Source organism: Polaromonas sp. P4_H1 (assembly GCF_056400945.1).
Genome location: NZ_JBFUKG010000017.1, coordinates 20,759 through 40,366, shown reverse-complemented (window position 1 = coordinate 40,366; position 19,608 = coordinate 20,759). Strand labels below are relative to the sequence as shown.

At 56.2% G+C, this 19,608-nt stretch carries 16 protein-coding genes and 1 pseudogene; 10 read left to right on the top strand and 7 right to left on the bottom strand.

Translation table 11 applies throughout. The features are described from left to right. The first annotated feature begins 166 nt into the window (after nucleotides 1-166). Genes AC1DS5_RS19880 through AC1DS5_RS19865 form a run of 4 tightly spaced genes read left to right on the top strand, consistent with a single transcriptional unit; the run spans nucleotide 167 to nucleotide 5,311 of the window. The gene (locus AC1DS5_RS19880; RefSeq protein ID WP_477719982.1) at nucleotides 167-1,312 is read left to right on the top strand and encodes a glycosyltransferase family 4 protein; all 1,146 of its coding nucleotides are present in this window, start codon (nucleotides 167-169) and stop codon (nucleotides 1,310-1,312) included. Between the two features lie 12 nt (nucleotides 1,313-1,324). Further along, nucleotides 1,325-2,584: a glycosyltransferase gene (locus tag AC1DS5_RS19875; protein ID WP_477719981.1), complete on the top strand. Its 1,260-nt coding sequence runs from the start codon at nucleotides 1,325-1,327 to the stop codon at nucleotides 2,582-2,584. Between the two features lie 11 nt (nucleotides 2,585-2,595). Beyond that, nucleotides 2,596-3,867 (top strand): glycosyltransferase, encoded by a 1,272-nt coding sequence (locus tag AC1DS5_RS19870; protein ID WP_477719980.1) that lies wholly within the window; start codon nucleotides 2,596-2,598, stop codon nucleotides 3,865-3,867. A 1-nt stretch (nucleotide 3,868) separates the two neighbouring features. Next, complete coding sequence (locus AC1DS5_RS19865) at nucleotides 3,869-5,311, top strand: lipopolysaccharide biosynthesis protein (RefSeq protein ID WP_477719979.1); 1,443 nt, start codon at nucleotides 3,869-3,871, stop codon at nucleotides 5,309-5,311. 25 nt (nucleotides 5,312-5,336) lie between these two features. Here the strand turns inward: AC1DS5_RS19865 and AC1DS5_RS19860 are convergent, their stop codons facing one another. From AC1DS5_RS19860 to AC1DS5_RS19850, 3 genes are all read right to left on the bottom strand, one after another. Beyond that, a complete protein-coding gene (locus AC1DS5_RS19860) occupies nucleotides 5,337-6,227 on the bottom strand; it encodes a glycosyltransferase family A protein (RefSeq protein WP_477719978.1) in 891 nt (296 codons plus the stop codon). A gap of 30 nt (nucleotides 6,228-6,257) precedes the next feature. Continuing rightward, nucleotides 6,258-6,989, bottom strand: a complete 732-nt coding sequence (locus tag AC1DS5_RS19855; protein WP_477719977.1) for a class I SAM-dependent methyltransferase — start codon at nucleotides 6,987-6,989, stop codon at nucleotides 6,258-6,260. Between the two features lie 503 nt (nucleotides 6,990-7,492). Then, entirely contained in the window at nucleotides 7,493-8,731 is a 1,239-nt protein-coding gene (locus AC1DS5_RS19850; RefSeq protein WP_477719976.1) for a hypothetical protein, read from the bottom strand. A gap of 91 nt (nucleotides 8,732-8,822) precedes the next feature. Here AC1DS5_RS19850 and AC1DS5_RS19845 point away from each other — a divergent pair. Continuing rightward, nucleotides 8,823-9,171 (top strand): annotated as a pseudogene (locus tag AC1DS5_RS19845) (leucine zipper domain-containing protein); the annotation flags it as partial. 245 nt (nucleotides 9,172-9,416) lie between these two features. Continuing rightward, nucleotides 9,417-10,115 carry a hypothetical protein gene (locus AC1DS5_RS19840; RefSeq protein ID WP_477719975.1) on the top strand — a complete coding sequence of 233 codons (699 nt, stop codon included), beginning with the start codon at nucleotides 9,417-9,419 and terminating at the stop codon, nucleotides 10,113-10,115. A 62-nt stretch (nucleotides 10,116-10,177) separates the two neighbouring features. On the opposite strand, the gene AC1DS5_RS19835 is transcribed toward AC1DS5_RS19840, so the two are convergent. Genes AC1DS5_RS19835 through AC1DS5_RS19820 form a run of 4 tightly spaced genes read right to left on the bottom strand, consistent with a single transcriptional unit; the run spans nucleotide 10,178 to nucleotide 12,940 of the window. After that, entirely contained in the window at nucleotides 10,178-10,906 is a 729-nt protein-coding gene (locus tag AC1DS5_RS19835; RefSeq protein ID WP_477719974.1) for an ABC transporter permease, read from the bottom strand. A 37-nt stretch (nucleotides 10,907-10,943) separates the two neighbouring features. Then, the gene (locus tag AC1DS5_RS19830; RefSeq protein ID WP_477719973.1) at nucleotides 10,944-11,813 is read right to left on the bottom strand and encodes a hydrolase 1, exosortase A system-associated; all 870 of its coding nucleotides are present in this window, start codon (nucleotides 11,811-11,813) and stop codon (nucleotides 10,944-10,946) included. Continuing rightward, nucleotides 11,810-12,676 (bottom strand): hydrolase 2, exosortase A system-associated, encoded by an 867-nt coding sequence (locus AC1DS5_RS19825; protein ID WP_477719972.1) that lies wholly within the window; start codon nucleotides 12,674-12,676, stop codon nucleotides 11,810-11,812. Before AC1DS5_RS19825 ends, AC1DS5_RS19830 begins: the two co-directional genes overlap by 4 nt. A 12-nt stretch (nucleotides 12,677-12,688) precedes the next feature. Then, nucleotides 12,689-12,940, bottom strand: coding sequence for an acyl carrier protein (locus AC1DS5_RS19820; protein ID WP_477719971.1), 252 nt, complete (start codon nucleotides 12,938-12,940; stop codon nucleotides 12,689-12,691). A 124-nt stretch (nucleotides 12,941-13,064) separates the two neighbouring features. Here AC1DS5_RS19820 and AC1DS5_RS19815 point away from each other — a divergent pair, with 124 nt between their 5' ends. From AC1DS5_RS19815 to AC1DS5_RS19800, 4 genes are all read left to right on the top strand, one after another. Continuing rightward, complete coding sequence (locus AC1DS5_RS19815) at nucleotides 13,065-14,711, top strand: acyl-CoA ligase (AMP-forming), exosortase A system-associated (protein WP_477719970.1); 1,647 nt, start codon at nucleotides 13,065-13,067, stop codon at nucleotides 14,709-14,711. Nucleotides 14,712-14,788: 77 nt separating this feature from the next. Beyond that, entirely contained in the window at nucleotides 14,789-15,994 is a 1,206-nt protein-coding gene (locus tag AC1DS5_RS19810) for a pyridoxal-dependent decarboxylase, exosortase A system-associated (protein WP_477719969.1), read from the top strand. A 73-nt stretch (nucleotides 15,995-16,067) separates the two neighbouring features. Continuing rightward, nucleotides 16,068-17,924 carry an O-antigen ligase family protein gene (locus tag AC1DS5_RS19805; protein WP_477719968.1) on the top strand — a complete coding sequence of 619 codons (1,857 nt, stop codon included), beginning with the start codon at nucleotides 16,068-16,070 and terminating at the stop codon, nucleotides 17,922-17,924. Nucleotides 17,925-18,208: 284 nt separating this feature from the next. Continuing rightward, nucleotides 18,209-19,582 (top strand): TIGR03013 family XrtA/PEP-CTERM system glycosyltransferase, encoded by a 1,374-nt coding sequence (locus tag AC1DS5_RS19800; protein WP_477719967.1) that lies wholly within the window; start codon nucleotides 18,209-18,211, stop codon nucleotides 19,580-19,582. Nucleotides 19,583-19,608: the final 26 nt, after the last annotated feature.

Here is a 19,608-nt window from a genome sequence, read left to right as displayed (position 1 = left end):
AACAGCGCTTACCCCCGTTTCGAAAAAAGATATAAATACCTGCGACACGCCCAGTGTGCTGCAGGGTAGTTTGTGCTTAACACTGCCTATTTGATATAAATCAAGTGGCGCTCTTATCCTAGCGGCTTAGTGTGGTTGCGTAGTTATTTTTTATCGATGAATATTTATGGATGTGCAGAAGCCCTTCAGGGAAGGTGCCATGACACAGCGAAAGATTCGCGTGTTACACCTGTTGTATGCCTTGGGGGTGGGTGGAACCGAGCGCCGTGTATTGCGACTCGGGCTTGGGCTTGACCCCAATTGCTATGACGTCCATGTCCTGACCATGCGACCCGTTTTAGGCGGCATGCTGCCTTGGCCCCAAGAGCGCCACACCTACTTCCCCGTCAAACCCGGTTTTCAATGGGCACGGCTGTTTGCCTTGGCCAGGTTCATGCGGGACGGTCACTTTGATGTGGTGCACAGCCACAACTGGGCCACCATGTTCTATGGTGTGCTGGGGGGGCGTTTAGCGAGAGTACCCGTCGTATTGCACGGGGAACATGGCCGCAACGATGCGGATCGCGCAGGAGTCCCATGGAAGCGCGAACTTCTCTCGGCCTTGCTGGCCCGCTTGGCGACACGGGTGGTTGCAGTCAATGACGCAATTTCGGCTGATATACGAGTGCGCTGGAAGCTGGGCGCGCCAAAAATTGTCTGCATCCCCAATGGGGTTGACCTGAACCGGTTCATACCGCGTGCAGCTGATGCCCGAGCGAACGACGAATTCGTCATCGGCACCATTGCCCGCTTTGATAGCATCAAGAACCTGCCCTGTCTGGTGCGTGCCTTTGAACGCGTGCACTGTACCCACCCGCAACTCAAGGCGCGGCTGATTATGGTCGGTGCTGGTCCGGATTTCGATGCGGTTCGCAATCAAGTGCGCCTCGGAAATTCAGCAGCAAGGATTGATTTCGTTGGCGAGACTGACAGGCCGGAGCAGTGGTATCCCCGTTTCGATCTGTTTGTTAACACCTCGTTTTCCGAAGGCATGAGCAATTCGATTCTGGAGGCCATGGCCTGTGGTGTTCCGGTGGCGGCCTCCGCCATTTCAGGTAATTTATGCTGGCTACGGGAGGACATTAACGCCTTATTTTTCCCCTCGGATGACGATGCGGCGTTGGCCGATAGATTGATCCGTTTTGCATCAGACCGTGCCTTGGGAAAACGTATCGGCGCAGAAAACCTACGCCGTGTGCACGCAGAATATGACAACCGTGGCTTTCTCAGTCGGTATGACGCCCTTTATCTGCAATTACTGGCAAAAGGCTAGCGAGCACCTTTTATGAAAGTATTATTTCTGACGATGTGGTATCCCAACTCGCAGGACCAGGTATCGGGAACTTTTGTGCATGAGCAGGCAGAAGCATTGCGCAAACAGGGGGTCGACGTGCGAGTCATGCACCCGCTCCCCATGGCGCCCTTTCCGGTGACTTTGGTAAAGAAATCATATCGGGATCTGGCCGCCGTGCCAGATGAAGAACTCGATGCCGGGCATCCGAAGTATCACCCCCGCTATCTGACCTTGCCCGGACACCGCCTTTATGAGCGGGTTGGTGACTGGATGTATCACGGGATCCGCAGCCGGATCAAGTCCCTGTACCGGGACTGGCCTTTCGATATCATCCATGCCCATGCCACCTATCCTTGCGGTTACGCTGCTAACCGCTGCCGGGATGAACTGTTTCCCCAAGTCAAGGTAATACATACCATACACCGCACTTGCATCATTGATGCCCCCAACTACAACCGGGCATGCTTTGAAAAGGTCCGTATCAGCCTAGAAGGAGCCGACTTCAATGTTTTCGTTAGCGGTGAGGGGATGCGGCTCGGGCTTGCCTATACCGAGGGCCAAATTGCCGAACGAAGCCAATACATCACCAACGGCGTCAACACTGAAAAGTTTTCGCTGAGCGATGCGGAACTGCAAGAAGTGCAAACCCTCAAGGCCGCTCACGCAGATACCTGGAACCTGGTATTTGTGGGTTACCTAAAGGAGGTAAAGGGTATCAAGGAACTGCTAGACGCGACCAGGAACCTGGTGGCGCATGGTCAGCGAAATCTGCGCCTGTTTCTGGTGGGCGACAACCAGTTGGGCTCGTACGTCGATGATTATCTTGCGGCGAACGGCTTGCGGGATGTCGTGGTGCGGATCGGCGCTGTGCCGCACCAGCAAGTCAAGATATGGATGCGCTTTGCCAGCGCCTTTATCTTGCCATCTCATTCGGAAGGAACGCCGACAGTGCTGTTTGAAGCCTTGTTCATTGGGGCGCCGAGTATTTTTACCCAAGTGGGAGGCGTCGGAGATATTGTGACCGACGGACAAGAGGCGCTGTTGATACCCCCCCGTTCGGTACCCGCTATCGAGAAGGCCATCGCAACATTTATGACCGATCCGCAGCTCTGCCAGAAACTCGCTACGCGCGGTCACGAACTTATTAGAGGCCAGTTTACCTGGACGCTTAATGCGCAGGCTCATATGGGCGTATACCAGCGTCTGCTTCGCCTTGGTGCCATCAAACTCAAAAACATGGAGCCTGCGTGAAACGAGTCTTGATGATTGCCTACCACTTCCCGCCTCTGGCAGGCAGTAGTGGCATCCAACGAACATTGCGGTTCGTGCAGCATTTGCCATCGTTGGGATGGCAACCCCTGGTGTTGAGTGCAGACCCTCGCGCCTATGAAAAAACCAGTGACGATTTACTGACCGATGTGCCACCTGGCACAGTGGTGCGGCGCGCCTTTGCGCTGGATACCGCCCGCCACCTGCAACTCAGGGGGCGCTACCTGGGCTGGATGGCCCGCCCAGATCGCTGGATCAGCTGGAAGTTTGCCGCTATCCGTCAGGGGCTCAAGCTGATTGATGAGTTCAAGCCCGATGTCATCTGGTCCACTTACCCCATCGCTACCGCGCACGTCATTGCCTCCGAACTACACCGCAAGAGGGGCATTCCATGGGTGGCTGATTTTCGTGACCCGATGGCGCAAGAAGGTTACCCGGCGGACCCGCTTACATGGCAGTGTTACAAAGACATTGAAGCAAGCGCTGCAGAGCACGCAAGCTACTGCGTTTTTACAACGCCCGGCGCGGCACGCATGTATCAGCAGCGCTTTCCTTCTACAGCTGACCGTATGGTGGTGCTGGAGAACGGCTATGACGAAGAGAGCTTTGCGTCTGCTGCAGTGCAGCCAGGGTTATCGCCCCAGAGTCACAGCGCCGCTGCCCCTTGCGAGCGCCCGTTGGTCATGCTGCACAGTGGTATCGTTTACCCATCAGAGCGTGACCCAACTCAACTGTTTGCGGCACTTGGCCACCTGCAAAAGGAGGGCACGCTGAGCCCGGCTGACCTGCGCATCCGTTTTCGCGCGTCGGTGCATGAGGACCTGTTGCGAAGTTTGGCCCAAACCCACGGTGCGCAAGATTTTATTGAGCTGTGTCCCGCTATTTCTTACCGCGAGGCACTGGCCGAAATGCTGGCGGTTGATGCCCTGCTGGTTATGCAGGCCAGCAACTGCAATGCCCAGATTCCGGCGAAGATTTACGAATACCTGCGGGCTGGAAAACCCATGCTGGGTCTGACAGACCCGGAGGGCGATACCGCTGGCGTTCTGAGGGGGGCGGGGTTAAATGACATAGCGCGTCTTGATTCGGCGGATGAAATTGCGCTTTTGTTGCCTGCGCTGGTGCGTAAATTGCGCGAGGGCAGGGCGGTGCTGCCGCAAATACTGGCTGTGCAACAGGCCTCGCGGCGCGGGCGTTCACAGGCCTTGGTAGCTTTGCTGAATCAAATGACTGCTGCGCAAAGCGTTTCAGCAAGCACGCGCTGAAATGTCCACCCGCAAATCGCTTTTTTTCTCCTTTCTGGATCGCTATGCGAGTCTATTGATCGCCGTCGCGTCTTCCATGGTGATTGCACGCCTGCTGACGCCTACTGAGATCGGGGTGTTTTCGGTCACCATGGTGCTCCTGATGTTTGTGGCGACCGTGCGGGACATGGGTGCAGGCCAGTACCTGATACAGGAAAAAAACCTCACAACCGAACACATCCGGGCCGTGTGGGCCGTGCAATTGGGCTTGGGCCTGGGGCTGGCTTGCGTGGTGCTGCTGGCCAGTAATCCCGTAGCGGTGTTCTACAACGAGCCCCGCATGCGCGACATCATGCTGGTGGTGGCTTTGAACTACGCGATCAATCCCTTTGGCTCGCTCACCTATGCGTGGCTGATGCGGGAAATGCGGTTTGAGAGCGTTGCGCTAATGCGATTTAGCGCCGGCCTTGGCGGGGCGCTGGTGTCAATCTGGCTGGCCTGGAAGGACTATGGCCCCATCAGCCTGGCTTTTGGGTCGCTGGCTTCTACCGTGGTCAACGCACTGATGGCGATTTACTTTCGGCCAAAGTCTTTTCCATGGGTACCCGGCATGGGAGAGATTAAACGCGTCTTGGTGTTTGGCTCACAGCTCACGGCCAGTTCCATCGTAAACGTCATATCAGGTAGTGCACCAGAGCTTTTGCTTGGCAAGTTGCAAGACTTGACTGCTGCGGGGCTATATTCTCGCTCCAGTGGTCTGGTGAATATGTTTCACAGGCTCTTTGTGGATGCGGTGGGTGCCGTGTGCCTGCCCTGGTTTGCCAGGCAATCACGCGAACGAGGCAGTTTTGTTGACCCCTTCCTCAAAGCCACAGCGTACGTTACGGCATTTGGCTGGTCGTTTTGTCTCGCGGTCGTTTGTCTGGCGCACCCCATAGTGCGTGCCTTGTATGGCAATCAGTGGGACCAGTCGGTTGACCTGGCGCGTCTGCTGGCAGTGGCCATGCTTTTCAGCGTGCCAGCTGCTTTGTGCAGCACGGCGCTGTTGTCATCCGGCGCAGTTACCACTATTGCTCGTGTGACTGTTTTCAGTGCGATTCAGAGCATGGCGTTTGTGGCGCTCGGTGCTTCGCTAGGTCTTATGGCGCTGGGTTTCGCCATGATCGCGTCCGCAGCGGTGAGTGCCACTCTCTGGCTGCGAGCAACGAACAGGCACATTGACCTGACATTACGCGGGCTGCTCCCCACCTTGCGCAAGAGTGCGGTGGTTGCCTTGCTGGCGGCGATTGGACCGGCCCTAGTACTATGGATTTACGGGCCCTACCCTGAAGGCCTTGTGATGCCCCTGGTGTTGGGCGGCGCAGGCGGTCTGGCAGGTTTTGTGGGGGGGATTTTTCTTGTTGAGCATCCGCTGCGGGGGGAGGTCACGGCGGTCTGGGCAAAGATCAGGCGGCAAGCAGTTTGAGCAGGAGTCATCATGCCGCGCGTCGTCAAGAGGTAGGCCAGCGCGGAACCAGACGTCTGGTGTATGTCAGGTATCTGAGTCCGCCGGGCAGCATCAAACTGCGCAAATGGTAGTCAATCGCTTCTAGCCTTCGGCCGCGTGACAACGCCCGGACAGATTGATCGTGCCAGTCTGAACTCATCCGTATCTGGATAGATCGGGCCACATCGAGTGGCGGATCCAAATCCAGCATGCGTTGATACAGGGTCTGGTATGCATCGTGGTAACACTCTGATTTTGAGAGCGAGCCCGGGGTGTCGTGAATGCGAAAGGTCGGCTGATTGATGGCCACAAGCTGTTTTCCGGCCAAGGCAAGCTTGAAAGCCAGCCATGTCCATTCCGCATAGGAATGTGAGTCAGCGAAGAACGTCGGTGGGAAAGACGAGCTTCGATAAAGTGCATTACAGCTACTCAGCCAGTTGGACTCGAAAAGGCTGGGCAAGGGCGCAAGGGGAACTTGTTCGATCGAGGCCATCGCCGGCTCGTCGATTTCGCCATTGTTCCGAAAGCCGCTGGTGATAACTGCATCGGCGTCAGTGTGGGAAGAAAAGGCAGAAAGCTTCAAATCGGTCCCACCGATCAAATACTCGTCATCGTCGTCGAGAAAAGAAAAAAACGGTGTTTGCACCAGTTCCCGACCACGAAGAATAGCCAACGGCAATGACGGTGTTGCGACACGTTCATAGTGGATATCCGGCTGGGCCTTCAGCCATTGACAAATACCATGGTCAGCACTATCGCCATTTACGACAGTTATTATCCTGACCTGTTTTGTTGAAGAGCGTCGGATGGACTCAACCGCACGTCGAAAGAGTGGCTCCTTTTCCTTGATCGCAATCGTGGGAATAATTACAGAGACACTCGTCGAGGAATCCATTTGGTTGCGTTTTTCGTAAATGGGCTGGAACTATTTGGGGGGTGGGTACTTCCCAACCATGATTTGATAAAGTCCCATATTGAATATGTTTCGTGCTGCATCGTACAAAGGAATGACACCAAGTTTTTTTAACACATTCAGAATCTTTGGGGCGCTGGTTACTCGAAAAATCCCCTGATAGGAGAAGTCAAAAATGAAGGTGTGTTGATCGAGCACGGTGAGCCCTGGAAAAAGATCTCGTAATCCTTTTAAAGACAGCCATTGCTCCACCAGCTGTGCACCGTGGGCTCCCGCATCCCACACCTTTTTTACTTTCGCATTCGGCGTAGTGAGGATGATGTGCCCGCCGTCTCGGAGTAAGTGTCGAACGGTTTGCGAGAAGGCCTGTTGATCAGGGACGTGTTCAATTACCTCCGATGACACCACTAGATCGAATTTTTCATCGGGGCGCCACTTCGTGATGTCTGCGACGCGATACTCGACATTTGGCCATCGCGTTTGAGCACCGCTTACTCCCGTTTCAGACAAATCAACGCCAATAACGGACCCGAACTTTGACAGCTCGTTTGATATCCAGCCGCGACCACATCCTAAGTCGCAAATTTTCATTGGAGTCTTTCCCGTGTTTTCCGTAATCAGTGCAATGCCACGCAGAATTTCTGCTAGCCTAGTTATCTCATGAGCGTTCAGGCGCTGGTCGTGATTTGCCCAATAGGCGTCGTAATAGCGTTGATGCTCTTCAACGCCATTTTCTTGTTTCATGTGCCTCCCTAAAAAACGTTGTTTGATAGTAACGGGTGATTGGCAAGATAATGTGATTTTCTGGCACTGGGCTTACTGACAGTTTCCGGAAAGTTGTTAGAGCGCCGTTACTTTGAATTAAGTCTGCTTCCTATCCTCACTCACCTCAAAGATACTGTAGATTGCTGCTTAGCTCTTTCCAATTTACTGGCGCTCTTCATCTGGTTTAGCAATCCAGAAACGCGATGTCCGGGTGCCGGGTGGCGCGTTGTCCAGCCCGGTGTTGCGGGCAGCACCGGGCCCACCGTTGGGCGGCACAATAACCTGCACATGGGGGCCGCAGCGGCAAGCTCGGGGCCTGCCGGGGCTGGGGATGCGTCGTCCACCACTATCACATGCACCGGCAATGAACAACCCTGCTGGGTTGCAATACTGGACAGCGCTTTGGCAAAAATACCTGGCGATCTTTGGCAGTAAGGAATGACAACGGTAATCATGCGTTTTAGCCGGGTGTATGGAGCGGATCAGGCTGCGGTGCGGACAAAGAACACGTTGCCATTGTGCTTGTTTGCAACCACCAAGCCCCTGAGTTCAGGAACATACTGCATTGCGTTCTGAAGGCCGTTCGTTCGTGCCGCTGGTGCGATGCCTGCCATTGCGGGTTCGTCGACAAACCAGGTTTCGGGATGCACACGCAAGATTTTGATGGAGGCCCCCGAATTGAACGCGACTAAATAGCGGTCAAGGGTTTCGTCGTAGATTACCGCCGGGTAGCCGCTCAGCGCCAAGGCCTCGGCCCCCAGCCCGGCAAATGCCATCATGACTGGTGCGCCATCGAGATGGCGTACTTCCGGAGGCGACGCGCTGGATCCCCCGACGAGGAGTATGCGGTTGCGACGCGGGTCGATGGCCGCACCGGCATACCAGCCCGCCCTGGTTACATCAGACAGCCGCGTCCAGGTGTTGGTGGCGCTCGCCCAGCGATACCAGCCGGAACCATAGCTTTTGGAGTAGTACACATCATCGGTCCAAGGGTGCTTGACACAGAGTGCCGCGATGTAGCTACCCGTACCCGGAAACTGCGCCACGTAGTCTGGTGCGTCCCAATCGCCCGTCGCCACGTTGAAGCTGAATGAGCGCTTGTCGCCCACATATGGAAAATTGCTCGGGGCAGGTGGAAACGGCCCCGACACTCCGGGGCTGCTAAACACCATCATGCGATCCAGGGGCTCAATGAACTGTGTTGCGTAGTAGGTGTGGGTGGCTGACGGCCGCCGGTCGAGGTAAAACTGTGTGCCGTTGATGATGTCGGCGTTCGGCGTCGGGCCACGCAACTGAGTCCACCGGGGGCGGGGTACATTCAGTTTCAGGGCATTGACTTCATTACCCGCGTAGTCGCCGTGCCCCCCAGCCGCGCCGAGCAGATAAACGCTGCCGCGTCGCTTCAGGCAAGCACCACACCACGCGTCAATCTTCGAGCTGGGACCTGAGATGCCCAGGGGCCGTTCGGAAGGATCGACGCTGGAGAGCGCAGTGTTGGGAATCTGGTGCCACTGCCAGATCGGCAGGGTGGCGACCCAGTCAGGCAAGGGGCCGTTTGAAGGCGGTAGAGGAGGGCGTGGCACTGGTAGCAATTTGGTTTCTGCGGCAGCAGCCCCACGACCGCAAGCCGCCAGCAACAGCGAGCCGAGCGGTGCCGACGCGAAGTGCAGGAACTTTCGTCGTGTATTGAATGCAACTTGCGTGCAAATGGGGTGATTCATCGTCTAGGTGTGATGTTTCAATAGGTTGATCACCCGAGGCGAAGGAAGATGGAGGTTCTGACATCTCCCAACTTTCTTCAGGACTCCCCGGATGAACATCCATAAGAATGCCTCAATTACGCCCAAAGGTCGAGCCAATTTGATTCGTGAAATTGATCGGATTGGCCTCAAGCCAGCGGCCGCAGCCGCTGGCTTGAGCACGCGCACGGCCCGCAAGTGGCAGCGTCGCTTTCCAGGAAGGCCGCCCTGGCTTCTCTGGCAGCAGCTCCCGGCCCCTGGGTCCGCAGCGCAGCTGCGCCAGCAAAATCGAGCGGACCGTAGCGTTGCGCAGGCTCAGCGCCTGACCTATGAGCGCATTGCCGAGCGGGTGGGGCTGTCGCGAAGCGCTGTCGCACGGACCTGCAAGGCCGCTGGCGCAGCCGAGCTGCCCACCTTGCAGGATCCGTCAGGGAGTACAGGGATGGTTGTGCCTGTAGTGAACGAACGCGCGCCGCATAGAGGCCTGCAATTGCCGCTAACCACGGCAAGATTGCCCAGGAATTCGGGAAAGTTCCGCGCAGATTTATTATCTGAATCTCATAACGCTCAACTCACGCGTTGGTGGGTGTTGTGCAGACCTTCCCAACAGCGTTGAGGGGCGAAATTGTGGCGAAAATTCAAGATAGAATGAAATGTTTAATATGCAATGAGACTCGTCGTCTGGCACCGTTTTAAACTTTTGGTTCGCGAATTGGGCCCGTCAACCACGTTCCTGTATTTGCTGAATCGCCTTTTTCGCCGTGTTAATAGTAAATTCGGTTTTTATTATTACTTCTTTGTAGCCCAACCTGTGGCTGATCAACCTCGCCTGCCGTCCACCCGAGGAAGGAAATTCTCATTTCATCTGCTAACGGAATTCGCCCCCATTTTGAACAGCCTGGATCGCCCGTCGACTGTGATACGTCAACGCTTTTCTCAAGGGGCCCAATGCCTGTTGGCAACTAAGAACGATGCCGTGGTTGGGTGCATATGGTTTATTCCGAACGCTTATGCTGAAGATGAAGTTCGTGTCGATTATTTGCTACCTCGGGATAACCGCTGCGTGTGGGACTTTGACGTTTTCGTAACAGAGTCGGAAAGATTAGGTTTTCTTTTTGCCAAGCAATGGGACGCTTTTGATGCATTACTCAAGCCCCAAGGCATATCTCATACTGTAAGTAGAATAAATGCGTTTAACCAACGCTCTAACGCATCGCATCGCAGCTTGGGGGCGCAAGAATGTGGGTGGGCACTATTTCTGTGTATGGGACCGTTCCAGTGGATGCTGTCCAGCCAACGGCCATTCGTTGCGTTTGGCGGCCGGCCAGCGCTACACGTAGGGCCCAAAGTGCCATCAAAGTCTTGAGGTTTCCAAAGTCATCGGACTTTCAAGCCTCAATGCCGGTGAGGTAGACCCGAGCCAATAAATTACTCGGTTTGTTCCGCAGGTGCGTTGTTGATGATCGTGGTGATCGGCAACTCTGCCGGCTCGGCCCATTTCCCAACACTCTGTAATTTGTCGCGCAAAATTGTCTGGGGGAAGCCGAGTTCAATTGCTTTGTGCGCCTGGACAAGTGCCTTGTCGTAGTTTTTCTGGTCAAAGTAATGCAGCCCGATGTTGTAGTGGGTAAATGCACTGTCTTTGGCGTAGTTTGTCGCGATTTCCAGTTGCTTGGTGGCCTCTGGAATGCGCCCCTTGCTGTTAAGGTATCTCGAATAAATCATGCGAACAATGGTGTCGTCCGGACTGAAACGCACAGCCCGTTCAAACCAGCACTCAATGGTGTAGCGAGAGCCGCTGGGTTGGGGGGTTTTTTCCTTTTCACCCAGTCGCATCATCGCCAAGAGCGCCCGATGATTGTTCGGGATGGCCCTGAGCGTGTAATCTATATCGCCGCCTGGAGTGGTGCCCGTTTTTCCACGTACTAAAGCTTCAACCTCTGCGGTGAAATGATTATCCAGTACGATGGGGAGCTTGTCCCGATCCGTGCGGTAGTCATAGGGACCGTACTGGCCCTGGGCCCGCAATGGCCCGCAGGTTGATTGTGCAAACGCTGCGGAATTGCCTAAAAGAACTACTAATGCAACGATTAGCGTCCCCATAAGTTTCAGTGGAACGGTTTTGTTGACTATATCCACAGAGACTTCGAGTTTCATGGAAATTCCCTGATTCAGTCTAATTTGATGAGTCGTTTCATTGCTTGCTCGGCACAACCAGCTTGTCAAGCCACCGGACGGTCAGCTCTGCAACACGGGTACGCGATATCGAGCTTGAAAACGTGTGGTCTGAGGCAGGGAGATCATGACGGCTTACCCATACATGTCCCAGCATGCCCGACCAGGCAGCGTCAGCGCTTACATGCTCCAGGAATTCTTTTGCAGTGTAATCTTCGCCGCTTAAGACGAGAAGAATATTCCCATTTAATTTACGCCAGGCCATAGCCATTCGCTGCTGAAATGATGGGTTATTTTTGCCACTCACCGGAGGTATTTGCCCTGAGAATGCGGCCTTGAGATTGCTTATCAACCCGCTGGCTGCGCTTGCCGCTACCTTGCCGCTTAACAGCTTGAACCAAAACTCTTTTTGCGTCAAACGCCGGGTGTAATAGTGCTTGACCTGGGTGCGTGCCAAACTGGCCTCGGACCGAACCCACGGGTTTAGCAAACACAAGCCACTCACCCGCTGGTCATGGGTTTCATGGCAGTAAAGCAGGGCGGCTGATGCGCCGTCACACAGGCCCCACAGGGCCACTTGTTTGACAGAGGGTATGCGTGCCTGCAGCGCGTCAATTGCGGAGGCAATGTCGGCGCTCACGGTTTCGAAATCTCGTTGCCGGCCTTCGCTGTCGCCCATGCCCCGGTGGTCAAACCGCAGCACTGCGTAGCCGGCGGCTGCCAGCGCGCGAGACAAAAGCACAAACTGCCGGTGGCTACCGACCCGGTACTGCGGGCCACCCACAATCACGATGACGCCGGTCTCGGCAGGTGTTTCTGGTCTGGCCAGAATGCCCAACAGCGTGTCGCCCGCGCAGGCAAAGAGGGTTGTCTCTTCGGTGTAGTTCATGCGGGTACGGCGGACATGTGGGCAAGCGCGGCCGTGGTCACTGCAATCAATCCGGGGGCTTCTTCAATTTCAGTGGTTTGCCAGAAGGGGGGGCCATGCACTACGTGGCTGCGTACTTCAAAGCCTGCCTGCCGCCACTGTTCGAGTGTTTTGGTTGACGCAGGGCTCAAGCTGGCGTCTTCGCGGCTGGATAGTTCAAACCATTCCAGGCGAGGTACATCGGCCTTATTGGCTGGCGGCACAAGGGCGGCATGCTCAAGCCCGGCGGCCAGCCCGGCCGAGAGCTCATATCCGGCAATTTCAACGGGTGAGCCTTCTGCCAACTGCCGGCGCAGGGCTTCCATGGCGCCTTTTGCTTGTCCGCCCAACATGTCGCCAGCGACTTTAAGGCGCAAAAACTGTTGCAGCAGCGGTTTGCCGGCAGAGGGCGGCTGCCAAAAAAGAAAGTTACAAGGCTCATTCAGATGTCTGGCTGCTTCCACTGCCACCAGGCACCCGGCGCGCAGACCCCACAACCAGAGCGGTGTTTTGCTCAGGCCAGCGCTTTGCGCATTAGCGCGGCTGCGCAGCCAAAGGCTAGCTTGCACCACGTCGTTCAGCCAGCTCTGCCAGGTGGCATCGCCGAAATCCCCGGAGCTGTCGCCACAACCTGACAGGTCGATCTGCAGCACCGAAAATCCTGCTTGAGCCAGTGCCCGTGCCTGCAATGCGCCCATGCGGCGGGATTTGTTCATTTCCTCGGCAAAGGGGTGGATGTAAAGAACCAGGCCGAGTGTCGTAGCGCCTTCACCGGGGTGATACAGGCAAAACCGTTGACCGCTGCCAGCCGGTTCAACCGGCAGGAAAAAAGCCTCAGGGCGCACGGGCACGGCTCGTCAATCGGCCAGTTTGCTGCTGACAAAGTCAGACAGCGAGCCAACTGTGGCAAAGGTCGAACCATCAATGTCGTCATCGTCAACTACCAAGCCAAACTGCTCCTCAAGAGAAGTGATGAGCGTAACGACGGCCATCGAATCCAACTCGGGAATAGCGCCCAGCAACGGTGTCTCGCGGGTGAATGTAGCCGAGCGTCCATTCAAACCTAGAACTTCGTCAACTACACGAAGCACTTCTTGTAATATGTTCAATTAAAGCTCCCTGAAAGCCAACTCGGCCCGCTCGGATTATTTTAGGTTCCAAAAGCTTGTGTGGGTTGTGATGTGTCTTTTGTTCACCTGCGTTTTCTCAATTGACGTGGCTTTTTGAATTTCCATGACCGAATCCACACTTTTGTCCGAACTGATAGCCCTGACTGCGCAGCGTTCGCCGCACGCGATCGCACTGACCAGTGGCGCCTCACAGTTGAGTTATGGTGATCTGTATGCTGGTGTCGGCCGGTTCGCCGCCGGCTTGGTGGGTTTGGGGCTGCTGCGCGGTGAGCGGGTGGCCATTTATCTTGAAAAGCGTTTTGAAACCGTCATTGCCAGCTTTGGCGCACCAGAGGCCGGGGCGGTATTTGTGCCAGTCAATCCCCTGCTCAAACCGGAGCAGGTGGCTTTTATTTTGCGCGACTGCAATGTCCGCGTGCTGGTGACTTCGCCTGAGCGTCTCACCTTGATGCGAGACCTTCTGCCCGGATGCCATGACTTGCGGCATGTGGTGGTAACCGATTCGGTGGCGAACCCGGACCAGGCGGGCGAGAGCATGAACAAAAGCGTGACAGAGAGCGTCGCAAGGCCTTGGGAGCTCACTCACTGGAGTGACTTGCTCCGCAGCGCGCCCAGGCCCGGACACCGGGTCATTGATACCGACATGGCCGCCATTCTTTACACCTCGGGCAGTACCGGAAAACCCAAAGGGGTGGTGCTATCGCATCGCAATATGGTGGCGGGCGCCAAAAGTGTGGCGTCATACCTTGAGAACAACGCGCAAGACACACTGCTGGCGGCACTGCCTTTGTCTTTTGATGCGGGGTTCAGTCAGCTGACCACAGCATTTCATTCGGGTGCGCGGGTGGTGTTGCTGAACTACCTGATGCCGCGCGATGTGCTCAAGGCGATGGACCGGGAAAAAGTGACCGGCCTGACCGCCGTGCCGCCTTTGTACATCCAGCTGGCGCAGCTGGAATGGCCTGCGGCCATCAACCAGAACTTGCGCTATTTCGCCAACACCGGTGGACGCATGCCGCGCGAAACGCTGAACCTGCTGCGCCAGCGGGCGCCCCAAGCCAGCCCCTTCCTGATGTACGGATTGACTGAGGCTTTTCGCTCCACCTACCTGCCGCCAAGCGAGGTGGACCGGCGACCTGACTCGATCGGCAAAGCCATTCCAAATGCCGAAATCCTGGTGCTGCGGGAAGATGGTTCACCCTGCAGCCCCGAGGAGCCTGGCGAACTGGTGCACCGCGGTGCCCTGGTGGGTATGGGTTACTGGAACGATGCCGAAAAGACGGCTGAGCGCTACAAGTTGTTGGCTTGCGACGCGCCCGGACGAGAGCCGGGCCTGCAGTTGCCCGAATACGCAGTTTTTTCGGGTGACACGGTCCGTATGGACGCCGAAGGGTTTTTGTATTTTATTGGCCGACGCGATGAGATGATAAAAACATCGGGTTACCGGGTGAGCCCCACCGAGGTGGAGGAAATTTTGTACGCGACCCAACTGGTGGGCGAGTGCGTGGCCTTTGGCGTGGATCATCCAAGCCTGGGTCAGGCTATACATGTGATAGCTACTCCCGCAGGTTCGGCGGGGGCTACAGATATGAATGCCTTGATATCTGAATGCCGCGCACGGCTGCCCGCGTACATGGTGCCTGCGGGCATTGAAATGGTCGCCGGGCCGCTGCCGCGTAATCCCAATGGCAAGATCGACCGAAAATTGTTGTCAGCCGAGTGGGTTCAGCGGCATTCCGATTCCGCTTGAGCGCACCCCGACCTGCAATTAAAAACGGAAGAAAATTTATGTCAGTCACTGAACATCAGTTGCCCGTACATGCCCCCATGAATCAATTTCACGTTAGCGACGGGGAACTGGTAATCGGTGGCGAGCGCTTGTCAGTGCTCGCTGCGCGGGTGGGGCAAACGCCTTTTTACGCCTACGACCGCTCGTTGGTGCGCGCACGGGTGGCAGCGCTGCGCCACGTGCTACCTCAGGAGGTCAAGCTGCACTACGCGATGAAGGCCAACCCGATGCCAGCGGTGGTCGGGTTGATGGCCGGGTTGGTGGACGGCATTGATGTGGCGTCTGCGGGCGAGTTGCGGGTGGCAATGGATGCCGGGGCCAACCCGCAGGACATCAGCTTTGCCGGTCCCGGCAAGCGTGACGCCGAGTTGCGCCAGGCAGTGGCGTCGCGCGTGCTGATTAACCTTGAATCATTTCGCGAAGTGGTGGCACTGGCGGCGATTTCCAGCGAGCTGGGCCTGCCGGCCCGTGTGGCGGTGCGGGTTAACCCGGATTTTGAACTCAAAAGTTCGGGCATGAAAATGGGAGGCGGCCCCAAGCAGTTTGGCGTGGATGTGGAGCAGATACCTGTTCTGCTGGCCGATATCGGCCGGGCAGGGCTAGCCTTTGAAGGCTTTCATTTATTTGCCGGTTCGCAGAATTTGCACTCAGAGTCCATTTGTGAAGCGCAGCAAAACTCTTACGAGTTGGCGCTGCGGCTGGCACAGCATGCGCCCGCGCCGGTGCGCTTTTTGAATTTGGGGGGTGGCTTTGGGATTCCCTACTTTCCGGGTGAGCAAAGGCTGGATCTGGCACCTATTGGCGACAACCTGGCCCGACTCGCCCAGCGGGCCCAGACCGAGCTGCCCGCTGCCTCGTTTGTCATCGAGCTGGGCCGATACCTGGTGGGTGAGGCCGGTGTTTATGTGGCCCGTGTTGTCGACCGCAAGACATCACGCGGGCAGGTGTTCCTGGTGACTGACGGCGGGCTGCATCACCACTTGTCCGCGTCAGGCAATTTTGGGCAAGTGGTTCGCAAGAACTATCCCGTCACGATTGGCAACAAGGCTGATGCGCTGGAAAAAGAGACCGCTTCTGTTGTCGGGCCCCTGTGTACCCCCCTAGACCTGCTGGCCGATCGCATGAGTTTAGCCCCGGCACAAGTGGGCGATCTGGTGGTGGTGTTCCAGTCGGGCGCTTATGGCGCAAGCGCCAGTCCGCAGGGGTTTTTGGGGCATCCGGCTTGTGTTGAGGTTCTTGTTTAGGGGCGGACCACTAAAGAACCCCGCCTGGCTGCTCGCGGCTTTGGGTGGCTTGTTTGCAGGGTCGGTACTGGCCTTGCGCCATCCCCTGTGGCCAATGGCGGCGCTGGTGTTCTTCTGGCTATGGTGCGCAACGACGGCCTGGCGGCCGGGCGTATGGCTCTTTGTGCTGCCCGCCTGCCTGCCGTTTCTGAATTTCTCTCCGTGGACGGGGTGGCTCGTCTTTGATGAGTTCGACATCTTGTTGCTGGGGGCCCTGGCAGGCGGCTATAGCCGTTTGGCCTGCTCTTCCCGATCAGGCACCGACGCAAGAATGCCTGTCGTTTTTTGGGGGCTGATGGCTTCGCTGGCTGGTACGGGCCTGTTGGCTTTTTACCGCGGATTGGCGGACGCCGGTGGCTTTTCCTTTGACTGGTTCGCCGGCTATACCGACTCGTTGAACAGCTTGCGCGTGTTCAAGAGTCTGGGCTTCGCGCTGCTTTTTACTCCCTTGCTGCAACATGAACTTGCCCACTCCAGGGGGCTTGCGGGTCAGCGGCTGGCCACCGGCATCGTGGCGGGGTTGACAGTGGTCACGCTGGCAGTGGTGTGGGAGCGTGCAGCATTTCCCGGGTTAACGAATTTTTCGACGCACTACCGCACGGCCTCCCTGTTTTGGGAGATGCATGTGGGGGGCGCGGCGATTGACGCTTACCTGGTTTTGACCACGCCTTTTGTTGTGTGGGCCGTCGTCTCTGCCCGTCGCCCCCTGGCTTGGGCAGCCGCTGCTGCACTGGCTTTGCTGACGGGCTATGCCTGCCTGACCACGTTTTCCCGTGGCGTCTACCTTGCCGTTGCGGGATCTTTGGTACTGCTGGGCATGTTGTTGCGGTCGCAAAAGACTGATTTCAAAGCACGGGAATTTTTGGGCCGCGTCTGGCGACGCCACGGGCCCGAGGGCTGGCGCGCGAAGGCAGGACTGATGCTGTCGCTGGCACTGGTTGCCGAGGTGGTGGCTGTAGTGGGCGGAGGTTCGTTCATGACCGAGCGCCTGGCCAGTACAAGCCGTGACTTGGCTAGCCGCCTTGAGCACTGGCAGCGCGGCCTTGACCTGCTGGATGGCCCCATCGACTGGGTGCTGGGTAAGGGCCTTGGGCGCTTTCCCGCAAACTATGCAGCTCAGGGTCCGCAAGGCGAATTTTCGGGTGATGCGAAGATGCGCTATGAACAGGAACCAGGCGCGGTAGCCAACGGTTTTGTGACCGTGCGCGGCCCCGGCACGGTGGAAGAACTGGGCGGACTGTATGCTTTGACGCAGCGGGTGAGTCAGGTTTCAAAGGGTCCGCACTTCGTCAATCTGGAAGTTCGGGTTCAAAAGGAAACCGATGTTCACCTCGAACTGTGCGAAAGACATTTGCTGCATGACGGGGGTTGCCAGTCGGCATTCGTTCGCGTTTTGCCGGGCAAGACCGCATGGCAAGCGCTTACGCTGCCGCTGGTAGGTCCGGTTTTGGCGGGCGGGGCGTGGCATACGCCACGCCTGGGCATTTTCTCGCTGTCGGTCGGTAACGCCGGAGGGGTCGCGGATTTCGACAATTTGCGGTTGATCGGGCCGCATCGGGAGGAGTTGCTAGAGAATGGCGAATTCTCCAAGGGGTTGACGCACTGGTTCCCCGCCGCACTGTCCTATTTTGTACCCTGGCATATGGACAACCTGTTTCTTGAAGTGCTGGTCGAGCGGGGGCTGGCCGGTTTGCTGCTTCTGGCTGCGCTGGTGACCTATGCGCTTTGGCATCTGGTGATTGGCCGTGCCCGGTCGCTGCCATTGTCCCCTTACCTTACGGCTTCTGTGTTTGCGGCCTTGTTGGTGGGGCTGGTTAGCAGCTTCATGGATGTGCCCAGAGTGGCTTTCCTGTATTACTTCTTGATACTTTATTCTATTCAAACGACGTAAGAACTTGATTGTTACTGAAACGTTTGTAATGATTTGTTGTCTTTATCCTACGTCATTATTCGTCTTTCACCCCTCCATCTATGCAATAAATGGCGTATAGCATGAAAGTCTTATCTAGGCGTTAACCATCTAGGCGTTACCCGTAACTCTGCAGTTAACTCTAACTGTAAATCAGCATTTACCTTTTGACTTTCGCTGAGCTTATCGGCAGCATGATGGGCATAGGTGACGGGTGCTTGTGCGCAGTATTTACTTGGTTTTTATCGTGAGACCTAAGGTTTAACGTGATAAAAATATTCAGTCATTACTTTTACAGGCTGACGCTTTTACAGATTTTCTTTGATCTTGGCCTGGTGGTGTTTGCCACGACGGCAGCCATCCTTCTCCAGATGGAGAATCCGGCTTCAGCTTCAGTCGCATCTATCGTTTTGATCCCGGCACTCTTGTTCGCTGTCGGCATGCTGATTATCAATTCCGGTCTTGGGCTTTATGGCCGAGTGCATAGCCGTACAGTGGGGCAAACCAGTGCCCGCGCGGTTCTCTCCTTGTGTATTTCGTTTCCCTTAGCCTACGTAATTGTTCATCTTTCACCTCGCCATCTGGACGATGAGAGGTCTTTTGTGCTGGCGCTGGTGGCTGCAGGGGCTCTGATGCTGGTTAACCGGGTGCATGTAACCCACACAAAGCGTCCGCGTGTATTGGTATTTGGCGCGGGTAAACGTGCCAAGCTGGTTGGCGTAGCACTGAAAAAGGCAGGTCCCGGCGCGGATCTGGTGGGGTATTACGCCGGCCCCAATGAGGACGTTAAGGAGGTCTCCGCATGGGCGCTGTTGTCAACCGAAAAGTCCCTCACTGAAATTGTGCGGGAGCATCAGGTCGATCAGATCGTGGTCGCCTTGTCGGAGCGTCGTGGTGGCAGTATGCCTCTGCGTGAATTGCTCGATTGCAAAGTGCAGGGTGTTCAAGTGGTCGACATCGCCACCTACTTTGAAATAGCCTTGGGTCAGATCAGGCTTGACGCAGTGTATGCAGGGTGGCTCATTTTTGGCGAGGGATTTAACCAAGGCTTGGTGCGCACCATGAGCAAGCGGCTCTTCGACATTGTGTGGGGGACGCTGTTGATTCTGCTGACATTGCCCATCATGCTGGTAACTGGCATTTTGATTTTGATGGAGAGCAGTGGCCCAATTTTTTACGTGCAGCAACGTGTTGGTCTTAACGGGCGACTTTTCTACCTGATCAAATTTCGCAGCATGCGCACCGATGCCGAGAAAGACGGCCAACCCCGTTGGGCTTCGGCGACTGACGACCGGGTCACGCGGGTCGGCCGCGTGATACGAAGGCTGCGCATTGATGAGTTGCCGCAGCTGTTCAGTGTGCTCATCGGCCATATGAGTCTGGTGGGACCGCGTCCGGAACGACCTTATTTTGTGGCCAGACTGATCAAAGAGATGCCGTATTACGCGGTACGCCACAGTGTCAAACCAGGCGTAACCGGGTGGGCACAGGTACGGTACCACTATGGAGCCTCTATCGAAGACTCAGCTGAAAAACTCCAGTACGACCTTTACTATGTAAAAAATAACAGTTTGCTTCTTGATTTTGTCGTTCTCTTTGAAACCGTGGGTGTTGTCCTGATGTGCAAGGGCTCGCAATGAGCTGCTCACCACTATGGTTTTGACGG

Excerpts from the sequence above, each read along its gene's own strand:
- AC1DS5_RS19855 (WP_477719977.1), bottom strand. The coding sequence starts at position 6,989 with ATGAAACAAGAAAATGGCGTTGAAGAGCATCAACGCTATTACGACGCC.
- AC1DS5_RS19870 (WP_477719980.1), top strand. The coding sequence starts at position 2,596 with ATGATTGCCTACCACTTCCCGCCTCTGGCAGGCAGTAGTGGCATCCAA.
- AC1DS5_RS19875 (WP_477719981.1), top strand. The coding sequence starts at position 1,325 with ATGAAAGTATTATTTCTGACGATGTGGTATCCCAACTCGCAGGACCAG.
- AC1DS5_RS19835 (WP_477719974.1), bottom strand. The coding sequence starts at position 10,906 with ATGAAACTCGAAGTCTCTGTGGATATAGTCAACAAAACCGTTCCACTG.
- AC1DS5_RS19850 (WP_477719976.1), bottom strand. The coding sequence starts at position 8,731 with ATGAATCACCCCATTTGCACGCAAGTTGCATTCAATACACGACGAAAG.
- AC1DS5_RS19840 (WP_477719975.1), top strand. The coding sequence starts at position 9,417 with ATGAGACTCGTCGTCTGGCACCGTTTTAAACTTTTGGTTCGCGAATTG.
- AC1DS5_RS19880 (WP_477719982.1), top strand. The coding sequence starts at position 167 with ATGGATGTGCAGAAGCCCTTCAGGGAAGGTGCCATGACACAGCGAAAG.
- AC1DS5_RS19865 (WP_477719979.1), top strand. The coding sequence starts at position 3,869 with ATGTCCACCCGCAAATCGCTTTTTTTCTCCTTTCTGGATCGCTATGCG.
- AC1DS5_RS19860 (WP_477719978.1), bottom strand. The coding sequence starts at position 6,227 with ATGGATTCCTCGACGAGTGTCTCTGTAATTATTCCCACGATTGCGATC.
- AC1DS5_RS19810 (WP_477719969.1), top strand. The coding sequence starts at position 14,789 with ATGAATCAATTTCACGTTAGCGACGGGGAACTGGTAATCGGTGGCGAG.
- AC1DS5_RS19830 (WP_477719973.1), bottom strand. The coding sequence starts at position 11,813 with ATGAACTACACCGAAGAGACAACCCTCTTTGCCTGCGCGGGCGACACG.
- AC1DS5_RS19815 (WP_477719970.1), top strand. The coding sequence starts at position 13,065 with ATGACCGAATCCACACTTTTGTCCGAACTGATAGCCCTGACTGCGCAG.